Annotated in this window: 9 protein-coding genes; all 9 read left to right on the forward strand. The window is 37.6% G+C overall.

The window, feature by feature from the left end:
* Nucleotides 1–69: 69 nt before the first annotated feature.
* Entirely contained in the window at nucleotides 70–534 is a 465-nt protein-coding gene (locus BLQ66_RS02920) for a hypothetical protein (protein WP_074520845.1), read from the forward strand.
* Nucleotides 535–618: 84 nt separating this feature from the next.
* The gene (locus BLQ66_RS02925) at nucleotides 619–2,652 is read left to right on the forward strand and encodes a YgiQ family radical SAM protein (protein ID WP_074520846.1); all 2,034 of its coding nucleotides are present in this window, start codon (nucleotides 619–621) and stop codon (nucleotides 2,650–2,652) included.
* Nucleotides 2,653–2,872: 220 nt separating this feature from the next.
* Nucleotides 2,873–4,066: a hypothetical protein gene (locus BLQ66_RS02930; RefSeq protein ID WP_074520847.1), complete on the forward strand. Its 1,194-nt coding sequence runs from the start codon at nucleotides 2,873–2,875 to the stop codon at nucleotides 4,064–4,066.
* A gap of 162 nt (nucleotides 4,067–4,228) precedes the next feature.
* Nucleotides 4,229–4,489, forward strand: coding sequence for a hypothetical protein (locus BLQ66_RS02935; protein ID WP_074520848.1), 261 nt, complete (start codon nucleotides 4,229–4,231; stop codon nucleotides 4,487–4,489).
* Between the two features lie 76 nt (nucleotides 4,490–4,565).
* Complete coding sequence (locus tag BLQ66_RS02940) at nucleotides 4,566–6,167, forward strand: peptide chain release factor 3 (protein ID WP_074520849.1); 1,602 nt, start codon at nucleotides 4,566–4,568, stop codon at nucleotides 6,165–6,167.
* Between the two features lie 57 nt (nucleotides 6,168–6,224).
* The gene (locus tag BLQ66_RS02945) at nucleotides 6,225–7,235 is read left to right on the forward strand and encodes a glycosyltransferase (protein WP_074520850.1); all 1,011 of its coding nucleotides are present in this window, start codon (nucleotides 6,225–6,227) and stop codon (nucleotides 7,233–7,235) included.
* 811 nt (nucleotides 7,236–8,046) lie between these two features.
* Entirely contained in the window at nucleotides 8,047–9,168 is a 1,122-nt protein-coding gene (locus BLQ66_RS02950) for an SGNH/GDSL hydrolase family protein (RefSeq protein ID WP_074520851.1), read from the forward strand.
* A 988-nt stretch (nucleotides 9,169–10,156) separates the two neighbouring features.
* Complete coding sequence (locus BLQ66_RS02960; protein ID WP_074520853.1) at nucleotides 10,157–12,232, forward strand: dockerin type I domain-containing protein; 2,076 nt, start codon at nucleotides 10,157–10,159, stop codon at nucleotides 12,230–12,232.
* 49 nt (nucleotides 12,233–12,281) lie between these two features.
* Nucleotides 12,282–13,925 carry a cadherin-like beta sandwich domain-containing protein gene (locus BLQ66_RS02965; RefSeq protein ID WP_074520854.1) on the forward strand — a complete coding sequence of 548 codons (1,644 nt, stop codon included), beginning with the start codon at nucleotides 12,282–12,284 and terminating at the stop codon, nucleotides 13,923–13,925.
* Nucleotides 13,926–14,086 lie beyond the last annotated feature (161 nt).

Consider the following 14,086-nt stretch of genomic DNA (forward strand, 5'->3'; position numbering starts at 1 on the left):
CTGAATCAAAAACGATACATGAGCTGTTTGAGAACCTTGTTAATTTGTATGTTTATAAGAGGTGATAGTATGGAAAATATGAAATATAAAATTTATTTATATGAACTGAAATATAATATAGATATAAATAAATGGGAGTTGGAAAAAAATAATGGAGAATCTTATATAGAAAAGGTATATAGTGATCCGTTTGAGGCTTCTTATATTTGTGACGAATTAATTAATGCTTTTTATGATATGGATAAATTGGCACCAAGAGCGAAAGAACCTGTAGTCATACCTGAAATTAGAGTTTATAAAGGGAAAACTATGTTTAGAAAATTCCATTGGAGAATGTTGCATAAGTTCTTTTATAATAGTGAAGCACAGTATGAAGACATGAGATTTATAAGCGTATTTGACATATTAGTTATGAATAATAAACATATTGATTTAGATTGTAATTCTATTAAAGTTGATGAATATGAAATATCATGGGGCGATAAATTGTTTGTGGTGAATGGGGAAAATATGCAAATTAATGAATTTGATTAGTATAGTTTTCACACTAGCTTGCAAATACCCTATAATTAGATTAAGATAAACATCTGCAAATTAAGAAGATTAAAGAGGAATTTTATGAATACAGGATTTTTACCAATTACAAAACAGGAGATGCTAGATAGAGGCTGGGATCAGGTGGATTTCGTTTACGTTTGTGGCGATGCCTACGTTGACCATCCTTCTTTTGGTGCATCTATTATTACAAGAGTACTTGAAGCTAACGGTTATAAGATTGGCTTTATTGCTCAGCCGGATTGGAAGGATCCTAAATCTATAGATGTATTTGGCGAACCAAGACTAGGTTTCCTTGTTTCATCAGGAAATATGGATTCTTTGGTTAACCATTACACAGTAGCTAAGAAGCACAGAGGAACAGATGCCTTCACACCAGGCGGCGTTATGGGTAAGAGACCAGATAGAGCCGTAACTGTGTATTGTAATCTGATTCGTCAGACTTATAAGAAAAATGCAATCATTATCGGTGGTCTAGAAGCTTCTCTTAGAAGAATGGGTCATTATGATTATTGGTCAGATTCCGTAAGACGTTCCATTTTACTAGAGTCAGGCGCTGATATTATCAGTTACGGAATGGGGGAGCATTCCATTGTTGAAATTGCAGATGCCCTAAATTCAGGGCTTGATGTAAAGGATGTCACTTTTATAAAGGGTACAGTTTATAAGACAAGAGATGAAGATAGTATTTATGATGCTATTAGACTTCCGGATTTTGAGACTATCGAAGCTGATAAATTAGCATATGCTAAGAGCTTTGCTATTCAATATAAGAATACAGATCCCTTCCAAGCAAAAACTATGTATGAGTGTTACGGCGGAAAGACCTTTGTAGTACAAAATCCACCAGCACTTCCCCTTACTGAACTTGAAATGGATGACGTTTACAAATTGCCATATATGAGAGCCTATCATCCAAGTTATGAGGCAGCAGGCGGAATTCCTGCCCTTCAGGAAATTAAGTTCTCTCTAACTTCTAATAGAGGTTGTTATGGTGAATGTAATTTCTGTGCTTTAACAATGCATGAAGGTAGAATTGTTCAGGCAAGAAGTCATGAATCTATTATTACTGAAGCTAAGCAGATGATAGAAGACCCTGATTTTAAGGGATACATTCATGATGTAGGTGGTCCAACAGCAGAGTTTAGAGCACCAGCTTGTTCAAAGCAGATGACTAAGGGTGCTTGTGTGGGTAAGCGTTGTCTTTATCCAAAGCCATGTATTAATTTAAATGTGGATCATTCTGATTACTTAAAGCTTCTTCGTAAGCTTCGTAAATTACAGGGAGTTAAGAAGGTTTTTGTGCGTTCAGGCTTTAGATTTGACTATGTAGTTGCTGATAAGAATAAGGATTTCTTAAAGGAACTTTGCCAGTATCACGTTAGTGGACAGTTAAGAGTAGCTCCAGAGCATATCTCTAATAATGTCTTATCCAAGATGGGTAAGCCGGGAGTTGAGATTTATAATGAATTTGTAAAGGAATTTGAGAAGGTTAATGAGGATTTACACCTTAATCAGTTTATTGTGCCTTACCTTATGTCCTCACACCCAGGCTCAAAGTTAGAAGATGCCATAATGCTTGCTCAGTATCTAAAGAAGAATCACATTTCTCCAGAGCAGGTACAGGATTTCTATCCAACACCAGGTACAGTTTCAACAACAATGTATTACACAGGACTAGATCCATTTACATTATTACCTGTATTTGTTGAGCACAACCCTCATAAGAAGGCTATGCAAAGAGCACTTATTCAGTACTGGAAACCTGAGAATTACGACTTAGTAAAGGAAGCATTAAAAGAAGCTGGTAGAGAAGACCTTATTGGCTTTGGCGAAGAATGCTTAATTCCACCAAGAAAGATGACTTACACTTATAAGATGGGTAAGCGTGGAGATAAGAAGACTGATGCAGGAAAGAAAGCAGCTTTGGCTTCATCTAAATCATCAAACTCTAAGAGTGGCGGCACAAAGCATAATAGCCACGATAAGAATTCTCATAAAAATGTATCAAAGCATGATGGCTTTAAAGAAAACTCAGCTAGAAAAAAGAACGATAAAGCTAGAGATTCTAAATCAAAGACTAGAAGAAAAAGATAAGAAAAAAAGATAAGAAGAAAAAGATAAGTAGAGGAGCTTTTGAGAGTAATCTCATTGGCGCCTCTTTTATTTAGCCAATTAGTGTTAAGTTTATATATACATTAAATAATAGAATAAAATTGACAATATACTAAAAATAACATAAAATTAAATTAGATAAAGGATGTGAAAAATTAAAGAGATTAAGAGCTGATGTGAGAATTTTTTAGGGGGCTTTCTTATGAATAAGCGTACTTATAAAAATCAAATTAGCGTTTTCAAAGCATTGATAGGACTAGTATTAATGCTTTCTTTTGCTGTGCAGTTTTGTCTTAGTGATACATTTGCAAAGACCAATGATTACAGCGGCATTACAAACAGCAGCCAGATAAATGTGGAATTTAAAAATGGAATCTCAACAAGTCTTGAGGTTAGGGCTATTCTTCCAAAGGATTTGACGGTTTCCTATACGATAAATAACGTGACAACTGAGACCACAGACTTCACCCTTGAGGATGACATCGTGGCGCCTTTAAAGGGAGATTTCACCATCACAGTAAAGCTTGGTAATGTAACTAAAGTGGTGGTTGCAGCGCTTGATATTACTAATGATGAAAATGTAAGTCAGTATATCAACTCCAAATTAGAGACGGGAGATATCTCCCTATCCTTAAATGTGAGCAGCCAAACAGCAGATGCGAGCACAAACTCAAATGAGAGCGCAAGTTCAGATGCGAGCGCAAGTTCTGCAAGTTCTAGCTCTACAAGCACATCTAGCTCTACAAGTACATCTAACCTTGAAAGCTACAACCTAACTCTTAATACCGACAGTGCCAGCCTTATAAAATACGCTCTTACAGATTCAGAGCTTACCAGTGTTTTGGAGGGCACAAAGCTAACTATTGCTCTTGAAATTGACATTTCAGATACTGAGACTAATCGCTTAACTAAGGGTGGACAGGCCATTGAGGCCTTGCTTTCAACTAGCAATAAAGCCCATTATTTTAAGGTAAGTCTATATAAGATTTTTGATGATGATTATGAGAATAAGATTTTGGTGACAGAGCTTGATTCTCCCGTTAGCTTTACATTTTCAATACCAGAAAGTCTAATGAAGAAGGCGAAGAGCTTCAGTTTGGTTGCAAGTCATACTTTAGAGGACGGGACCATAGAGACCTTCGAGCTTAAGGACATGGATGATAATGAAAATACATACACAATCTCTACTAGTAAATTCTGTACCATGGCTTTTGTCTATGAGCAAAGACAAGAGATTGCAGCAAATGAGGACCTTACACCAAGCACAACTACTAATGAGGTGACTTATAACACTCCGCAAACTAGCGATTTCGGACACATTTTCATAATGATAATAATGGGAATTGCCATAGCTTTAATGCTTGCTATCTTTGTTAGAAAAGAGCTTAAAAACTAGTAAACTAGGATTGATTGTAGGAAAATATTTTCTTGAATATTCACTGTTGCTGATATATAATAATATACGCGATTATTAGAAGTTTATGTAGAAAGAGCTATGCGAGATAGCTAATAATCATAGAATCAAGTAAACTTTAATTAGTTTGGAGGATTAGTGAATATGAAGAGAACATATGCAATTAAAATTAAGAGTTCTAAGCTCCTTAAGACAGAAGAGCAGATTAAAGAAGTAGAAGATAGAATTAAGGAAACAGCTAGCGAATGCAAGTCTGTTGAATTATCTGACGAAGGTAAGATCGCTACAGTTGAAGTTGAGAAGATTGAGGATTTCGTTCCTGCACTTAACGCTGTAGTTAATGTTTTTAGAAAGATTGATGATAAGTCTGAAGTTTCATACAAGTTTGGATTAAACAATAACTAATAGAATCAATCTTACTTGATAGATTTTATAAGCCTGCAATCAAAGTTGCAGGCTTTATTTATGAAAGGAAATTACAATGGCTGATAAGAAGTTAATTGAAGAAATCAATAAAAGAAGAACCTTTGCGATTATCTCCCATCCCGATGCTGGTAAGACAACTCTTACAGAGAAGTTCTTGCTTTACGGAGGAGCTATTAATCTTGCAGGTTCAGTAAAGGGTAAGAAGACTGCTAAGCATGCGGTTTCTGACTGGATGGAAATCGAGAAGGAGAGAGGTATTTCAGTTACATCATCTGTTTTACAGTTTAACTATGATGGTTTCTGCGTTAATATCCTTGATACTCCTGGACATGAGGATTTCTCTGAGGATACATATCGTACACTTATGGCAGCAGATTCTGCAGTCATGGTTATTGATGCCTCAAAGGGTGTTGAAAAGCAGACAATCAAGCTTTTTAAGGTTTGTGTAATGAGACACATCCCAATCTTTACATTTATTAACAAGATGGATAGAGAAGCTAAGGATCCATATGAATTATTAGATGACATTGAGAATGTACTTGGCATTTCTACTTGTCCAATCAACTGGCCAATCGGTTGCGGTAAGGAATTTAGAGGCGTTTATGATCGTAATGAGAAAAATGTATCTCTATTCAAGGCTGCCATGAATGGTCAGAAGGAAGTTGAAACTGAAGTTTTATCAATTGATGATCCAGCACTTCTTGGTGAAATCGGTGATAACTTCATGGAGAAATTACAGGAAGACGTTGAATTACTTGATGGCGCAAGTGCTGAATTTAACTTAAAGGAAGTTCAGGCTGGTAACTTAACTCCAGTATTCTTTGGTTCAGCCCTTACAAACTTTGGTGTTCAGACATTCCTTGAGCACTTCCTTGATATGACAACAACTCCACTTGCAAGACATTCTTCAGAAGGCGACATCGACCCTGTAGAAGAGGACTTCTCAGCATTTGTCTTTAAGATTCAGGCAAATATGAACAAGGCCCACAGAGATAGAATTGCCTTTATGAGAATTTGTTCTGGTAAGTACGAGGCTGGTATGGAAGCTAACCACGTGCAGGGTGGCAAGAAGATTCGTCTTTCTCAGTCAACTCAGATGATGGCTTCAGAGCGTCATATTGTTGAAGAGGCTTATGCTGGTGATATTATTGGTGTATTTGATCCAGGTATTTTCTCAATTGGTGATACAATTTGTAAGTCAAGCAAGAAGTTTGAATATGACGGTATTCCTACATTTGCTCCAGAACATTTTGCTAGAGTAAGACAGATGGATACAATGAAGAGAAAGCAGTTCATTAAGGGTATCAACCAGATTGCCCAGGAAGGTGCTATCCAGATTTTCCAGGAATACAACACTGGTATGGAAGAAATCATCGTTGGTGTAGTTGGTGTACTTCAGTTTGAAGTTCTTGAATACAGACTTAAGAATGAATATAACGTAGATATCAAGCTTGAGACTCTACCTTACGAATATATTAGATGGATCGAGAATCCAGAAGAGGTTAATGTTGACCGCTTAGTTGGAACATCAGATATGAAGAAGATTAAGGATTTAAAGGGCAACCCATTACTTGTATTTGCTAACAGCTGGTCTGTTAACATGGTGCTTGAGCGTAATGAAGGACTTAAATTATCAGAATTTGGTAAGAATAATTAGCTTGGTGCCAAGTCTTGTGAGTTAGACTTTGATTTAATGTGTGGCTAGGAGAGAATAATGAGCGAGAATAATAGACTAGTAAGCGTAGTTGTACCAATTTACAATGGCGCTAGCTACATAGATAAATGCGTAACTAACCTTCTTAATCAAACTTATAAGAATCTAGAAATTATAATGATTAATGATGGAAGTAGTGACAATAGTTTAGAGCTTTTAAAGGGATATTGTGCGAAATATCCAAACATCAATGTGATCACTAAAGACAATTCGGGAGTGAGTTCTACAAGAAATCTTGGCATAAAGATGGCCAAGGGTGACTATATTTATTTTTATGATGTGGATGATGATATTGAAGCAACAACCATTGCAGACAACATGGCCCTCATTGGCGACAAGGACGTGGACATTCTCTACTTTGGTTTCTGGTATCACATCCTATCTGAGAATAGAATAAAAGAGACCAATATTAAATCGGCTTTTGAAGGAAATGGACATGAATTCTTTAATAATGCCTTTACCGATTTAATGCAAAACGAGGTCTTAAACTCACCATGGAATAAGCTTTATAACAGGAATTTCCTCATCTGGAATAAGATTAATTTTGATGAAAATTTATCTATATATGAGGACATCCTCTTTAACATAAAGGCTCTCGATAGAGCGAATTACCTTATGGTAAATCCAAAGCCATACTATCATTATATGATTCAGGCTTCAGGAACAGCCCTAACTAGATTTCATGAGAACAACTACGAATCGGTAAAGAAGATTCACATGGCTGGCATAAACTATGCCAAGCACTACAAGGACAATGCAGAGGTCATTGCCCACTATGACAACATGTTTATCGACCAAACCGCTTCGTTTTTAAAACAGCTTGTGAATAAAAAGGACATTGATAATGCAAGCAGAGACAAACTCATGGAAGAAATAATCGATGATGATTATTTCATTGCAATAATCAATTCCGTTGAAAATCTAAATAAAAGAAAGGTCTTTTTAAAGACCTTCAGTAACCACCACATGAAAGGGCTTTTAAAGCTGATGTATAAGGTTACGAATAAATAGGAAAAGAAGGCGAAAGCCTTCTTTTTTCTTGCTTTTGGGGCGCAAAGTGGCGGGGCGCTAGATGGGGCGCTAGCTGGGGTGCTAGCTAGATCGCTAACTGGGACGCTAGCTGGGGCGGGGTATTCACAGTACTTTTTGCTGTCGCTACAAATTAAAGTAAGTTGTTTGGTTTCCCACCAATCTTTCGGGGGCTTTTCAGGGGGTTTTGTGCCTGTAATCATACAATCCCCTAAATAAAGTCACTGAAGCTTTAAAATCCTCGGGAAATTCACACCTCCAAATTGGTTTAAAATTAGTGGAAATTGACCTAACTTGCTAATTTCTCCCATTACGGCCACAAAATCTTCCGGATAGTTTTATCACAAGAAATTTTCTTGTGCCTAAATTCCTAGCCGGTTGAGAAAAAGCCACAGTGCGTAAATGTATTGAATATTATTCCTAACTTATCTAACAATAACCTGTGCCTTAATCGTTGAAATCTCGGTTCTACAGCCACAAAACGCTTAAAACAAGCTAGATATACCCCGCAAGGCTTGTGCCTTATATGCGTTAATAATAAGCAAGTAGGCACATCCCCCAATTTCTCCACAACCGGAAGTGCCTATAATCCCGAAAATCTTAAGCAAGTAGGCACATCCCCCAATCTCTCCACAACCGGCAGTGCCCATAATCCCAGAAATCTTAAGCAAGTAGGCACAAGCCACAATTAGGAAGGAAATTTGAATTTCTCTATTTAACTGATGTTGCCTTAGTAATATAATTAAGCTAGTTTGCATTTAAGAAATTTAACTAGCAAAAGGAGAAAGAAAAATTGATTACAATACATCTTTTAGGGGATTCTTTAGTTAAGGCCTACGGCAATGACACAGATAATTTTATTGGTGGTTGGGGTGACCATCTTGAGAGCTTCTTTGATTCAAAGGAAGTCAGAGTTTTAGATTATGCAGAGGGTGGCAGAAGTACACGAAGTTTTCTAAACGAAGGTCGTTTTATTGATAACGGTTTGTTTAATGAAAACATTTTCCCATATGGAATGGGACCTGCATATGACAAAATACAAAAAGGGGATTATTGTCTCTTGGAGTTTTGCCACAACGACGATAACAGCAAGGACGTAAACACTTATGTGGATCGTATGACAGCTCTTGGAATCCCTGATGAAAAGGGCATTTATCCAACGCTTGTGCCAACAGATGACATGATGGTTTCCACAGAGAATTTGCCTGCGGAGTATGAGGGTCTTCTTAAAAACTCGGGAATGTCAGAAGCTGACATTGAGGCAAACCTCGCAAAATACAAGGAAATCTTATCAAACTACAATGACAAATATTATCCATACGCTTGCGGTGCGACATATAAGGGTTACTACAAGTTCTACATCGACAAGATTCGCGAAAAGGGCGCGATTCCTGTGATTGTCACAGCTCCCGCAAGACAGTATTTTAAGGATGGAAAGATTGAGTCAAAGCCTGGCCATCACGGTGGCAGCGATAAATTCGGCGATTTCACTTTCATTAGAGCCACTAGACAGATTGCTTCTGAGGAAAATGTGCCTATAGTTGAACTTTTCAACTTCTCCCGCGAGCTTTTTGAAATGCTTGGAGAAGAAGATGCAAGTTATCTTTCTAGTATTGTGGGTAACGATAATCAGACAATTGGCGAAAGTATCTATGGAAGAGCGGCCCACTGGCCAGAAGAATACGATAAATACCGAGAAGAAGGAAACTTCTTAAAGGTAGATAAGACTCATAGTAATAGATTAGGTTCCTTCATCTTTGCTAAAGAAATTGCAAGAGAACTAGTTAAGGAATGCAAAGAACTAGCAGCTTTCAAACTTGAAAAGCCTAGCAAACAAGTCTTAGCTCCTAAAAGAATTGAAGGTCGTTTAGGGGATATTGAAAAGTTTATGAAAGAGTATGCAAGTAAGTATTAAGAATTTAGAATAGAAGAGAAGCTTGCTAATTATATATGAGTTAAATAAACGTGAAAGAGTGCGGCGAAGCCGCACTCTTTTTGTTGTTTAGAGTAAGGTGATTTGTGCCTGAAATCTTACAATCCCCTAAATAAAGTCACTGAAGCTTTAAAATCCTCGGGAAATTCACACCTTCAAATCGGGTTAAAATTAGTGGAAATTGACCTAACTTGCTAATTTTACCCATTACGGCCACAAAATCTTCCGGATAGTTTTATCACAAGAAATTTTCTTGTGCCTAAATTCCTAGCCGGTTGAGAAAAAGTCACAGTGCGTAAATATCTTGAACGCAGTGTAAGCAATCCCCCGCTTCAAAAGCGTAAGCTTTAAGCGGGGGTATAAAGCTTACTAGTGTCAGAAGGGGTTAAAGCCCCTTCTGACAGGTGGCACAAAGTGCCACTGCGTTCATGAGGAAGTAGCGAAGCGGATTCCGAATGTCCGCTTTACTATTATTCCCAACTTATCTAACAATAGCTTGTGCCTTAATCGTTGAAATCTCGGTTCTACAGCCACAAAACGCTTAAAACAAGCTAGCTATACCCCGCAAGGCCTGTGCCTTATTTACGTTAATAATAAGCAAGTAGGCACATCCCCCCATTTTTACACAAGCGGCAGTGCCCATAATCCCGGAAATCTTAAGCAAGTAGGCACATCCCCCAATTTCTCCCCAACCGGCAGTGCCCATAATCCCAGAAATCTCGAGAAAAAGGCACATCCCACAATTTCTCCCCAAGCGGCAGTGCCTATAATCCCGGAAATCTCAAGAAAAAGGCACACCATACCCGCCCGTTCGCAACCTAAATCCCCCAATTTCTCGAACTCCCCCTTTTCATTTCAAAAATCTTATGTTATTATGAATTTAGAATATATGCGAATAATTTAATATTAAGCGAAAACAAGCTTAACACGTATAGTTAGGGGACATTAGAAAGATACGTAGGTGGAGAATATGGAGAAGAAGAGTTTTCAAGCTAAATCGTTAGTAGGATTGGTGATGGCTACTATTTATTTGTCATGTGTGCTATTATCTTGTCTTACTTTTTTTGATGTAGCAAACGCAAGAACAAGAGCCTATGGTGCAAATTCTGTTATTGCCTATGGCCATGTTACCGATGGAGTAACAAATCTAAGGTTTAGATCATCTATGGATACTAGTAATACAAGCAATGTTATTACTAAAGTCAATGGTGGTAAAACTATGGATATTTATGGAACAGAGTCAGATTCAAGCAACTATGAATGGTTATATGTTGCTATGAATATCAATAATTCATACACATATGGATATATTGCTGCAGAGTATGTAACAATCGATTCCTATGTAGAGAATTCTACTCAAACTACTGATGAAAGTTTCGAAGATTATCTAACACGTCAAGGATTTCCAGAAAGTTACAAATCCGCATTAAGACAATTACATGCAAAATATCCTAATTGGGTATTTATTGCAGACAAGACAGGTGTTGATTGGAATACACTTCTTGCCAATGAAAATGTAAAGGGAAGAAGTTTGATTTATTCTTCAGCAGCAAGTTCTTGGAAGTCAACGGCAGAAGGTTGTTATGACTGGAATACTGGTACATATGTGGAACTTGATAGTGGCGGATGGGTTCAGGCCTCACCTGACCTTGTGGCATATGCCCTAGATCCTAGAAATTTCTTAACAAGTAGTTACATTTTCATGTTTGAGAAATTATCATACAATTCAGTTTTACAAACCTCGTCAGGTTTATCAAGCATTATATCAGGAACCTTCATGGAAAATTCAAGTCATGATTTATCCTTTGAAGGAGTTTCCTATAATTATAATGACGCCCTATTTTTAGCGGCAAGAAGATCAGGTGTAAGCCCATATCATCTAGCTTCTAGAATACTTCAGGAACAGGGAACACAAGGAACTGGTTCAAGTATTTCAGGAACAGTTAGTGGATATGGTGGACTATACAATTACTATAATCAAGGCGCTTATAAGACAAGTAGCGCAAGTGCTGTAGTAAACGGACTTATTTACGCAAACAGATCAGAATCGGCAAGTCTTAGACCTTGGAATTCAAGAATGAAGTCAATTGTTGGTGGGGCCATTTTACTTGGTAAAAATTATATCAATAAGGGACAGGATACTATTTACTATGAAAAATTTGATGTCGTTAATTTCTATCATCAGTATATGACTAATATTCTTGGAGCTAGGTCTGAAGCAGTAACTGCTAGCAAGGCATATACAGAGACTATGAAGCAGAATACTAGCCTAGTTTTTGAGATTCCTGTTTATGAAAATATGCCTGAGTCAATCTGTGATTGTCCAGTTGGTAGCGGTAGCGTAAATAACAAGTTAAGCTCCCTTTCAGTTTCAGGTCAGAGCCTAACACCAAGCTTTAATAAGGACACTACAAGCTATTCTGTAATCGTGCCAAACAACGTAGCAAGCGTTGATATTAGTGCACAGGCCATAGATTCAGGAGCAGCAGTAAGTGGAACAGGCACAGTTAGTCTATCTGAAGGAGAAAACAATTTTACAATAAATGTAAGGGCTCAAAACGGAAGTGTAAGGTCTTATTACATAAAGATTGTAAGAGAATCTAGTCAAAGCTCAGGAAGCATCGGGGACACAAGTTATAATACGAGCCTATCCATAAATAATAGTCGAGTATCGGGAATAGGCATTGGCTCTGATGTTGGAAGTGTGTTAGAAAATGTATCTATAACCGGCGGTTATGGAAAAATTTGTGATAAAAATGGCAACGAGAAGACGGGTAGAGTTGCCACTGGGGACAAATTAAACATTTACGATAACAACGGAAATATCAAGACTTCACTTAGCGTTGTAATTTATGGAGATATTAACGGTGATGGAGTTGTTGATTTGCTTGATATAGTAAGGCTTAAGAAGTACATAGTAGGCAGCATTAGTTTAGATAGCGAGTATTTAGAGGCTGCAGATGCTAATAGAAATGGAAGCTCAGATATATTAGATATTGTTGCTATTAAGAAACACATTACTGGTAGCAAGTATATCGTAGAGTAGCTTCTGCATAATGCAAAACTAGAGGGCTTAAAAAAGAGGGGAGAATAAAATGAGAAAGAGAGAAGGATATACTAGATTATTAAGCACAATAATTGCTTTTTTACTTGTCTTTGTAAGTATATTTGCTGGGCAGAATTTAAAGGATATTAAGGCGGCGCAAACTGCCAATATATCCATTAGTTCAGCCTCAGCCACAGTAGGGGAGAGCGTAACTGTGACATTGACCATCAGCGCAAGTTCTGAGGTTTATGCCACACAGCTCTATCTTTCCTACGACACAAACATTTTGCAATATGTTTCAGGCTCCGCAGATACTAGCGGCGCTGGAACTCTAGGCTTAGTTAATACAGACACTTTCACAAGCAAGAGCTTTAACTTCACCTTTAAGATTGTGGGAGTTGGAACTTCAAGCGTGTCAGTTACTGGAAATACAAGACTTATTGATGGCAACGAAGAGGATATGACAGTTTCAAGCTCAAAGGGCAGTGTTACAGGAAAGGCCGCAGCTAATTATTCATCAGATAACACACTAAAATCTTTAAAGATAAGCCCTGGCGTGCTTTCGCCTGCATTTTCATCCTCAACAACTTATTACACCACAAGCGTTGATGCAGATGTGGAGAATTTAGTTGTTAATGCTGTTGCAAATGATTCTAATGCCACAGTTTCAGTAAAATACGCAAACCTAGACATGGGCGCTAATAAGACTTATGTAGTAGTTACAGCGCAAAACGGTGACACAAAGACTTACACAATTGCAACTACAAGAGGGGATACAACGGAAAATGAAAGCACAACTGAGGCGGAAAGCCAGTCAGAATCAGAGACCGAGGAAATTGTTGAAACGGAAGTGTCAATTGATGGCATAAGATATAAGGTGCTAAATAGCTTTGAGGAGCACCCATTACCAGAGGGTTTCACAGAGTTTGTCTGTACAGATTATGAAGGGCTTAACTTACTTGCAGGAAAGCAGGAGAGCACTGGCCTTGTAATTATGTATTTGGAAAATGTTGACGGAACCGCCACAAGCGGTTTCTTCATATACGATAAAGATAGCGGGGATTTTTATCCCTATAACACAGTAAGTCAGCCAAACTTCAACTACTGCATCTTACCTTTATCAAAGGCAGGTATTAGTTTAACAGGCCTTGAGCTAACAACAGGTCAGATTGAAGGAAACGAGGTGGAGTGCTACACAGACGCAGATAGAACATTCTTTGTATTTTACGGAATAGATTCTAATGGAGTTGAGGGCTTTTATAAATACTTAATTTCCGACGGCACAATTCAACTCTATGATGTAAACTCCTTTGTGGCAAGCGATGCAGCGGATGTTTCAAAGGCAGAGGCTAAGGGCATGGTTTCAAAGGCTTATAAGTGGTATTTTTATCTATCACTCTTTTGCCTAGCAGTGGTGCTACTTGCAGCAATCATTATCATTAGTATTCAAAGCGTGAGATTATCAAAGCTTGGTGCTAATAAAGACGAATCTGAGGAAGATGAGGATTACGGTGATGTTGATTTAGAAAATGCAGACTCAGACACTGATGCAGAGATGAGTCCTGAAGAAGAAGCTAAGAATGACTATGAAACAGTAGAGCTTATCGATGTAGACGAACATACTGAAGTGGCCGAGCCTACAGAACCTACTGAAGAAATCGAATTAACAGAAATCGACAAAGATGAAAAATAAAAAAAGTTTCCATCAAAGCCGCATAAATACTGAATTAATTTTATAAAAAAATAAAAGGAAACTGTTTTTATAAAAGCAGTTTCTTTTTTGTTGAAAATCAACTATAATCAGCTTAGGGACAGGGTTAGCAAATATTTACTTTGTAGAAAAAGGATCTTATA

It is taken from the genome of Lachnospira pectinoschiza, from assembly GCF_900103815.1.
GTDB classification, from domain to species: domain Bacteria; phylum Bacillota; class Clostridia; order Lachnospirales; family Lachnospiraceae; genus Lachnospira; species Lachnospira pectinoschiza_B.